Origin of the sequence: Clostridium sp. DFI.1.208 (genome assembly GCF_024463855.1) — a bacterium.
In the GTDB taxonomy this organism is placed as follows: domain Bacteria; phylum Bacillota_I; class Bacilli_A; order Erysipelotrichales; family Erysipelotrichaceae; genus Clostridium_AQ.
Genome location: NZ_JANGCA010000330.1, coordinates 1 through 255 on the forward strand (window position 1 = coordinate 1; position 255 = coordinate 255).

Annotated in this window: 1 protein-coding gene; it reads right to left on the reverse strand. The window is 47.1% G+C overall.

Annotation, left to right across the window (positions count from 1 at the left end; genetic code table 11):
* On the reverse strand, nucleotides 1–255 hold a 255-nt coding region (locus NE665_RS24560; protein ID WP_256302788.1), incomplete at both ends, for a hypothetical protein.

Genomic DNA, 255 nt, shown 5'->3' on the forward strand with positions numbered 1-255 from the left:
CAGTTCTTCCCAGCCGCTGGATAAGGATTTGCTCTTCTCCCATGTCCAGCTTCCTTTTTCACATTGCGCATCCTGTAAGGTCGCAGTGATTTCTGTACTTACCTTAAAGGTATCGCTCAGGCTGACACTTCCTCCCACCAGTCCCTTATTGGTCGTAATGGGATAGGTCTTCATGGTTTTGGCTGCCATATCGTATTCATTCAGTACATAATCGGTATGCCAGTCCAAATCCGACCAGTTGATCACATCACTCCA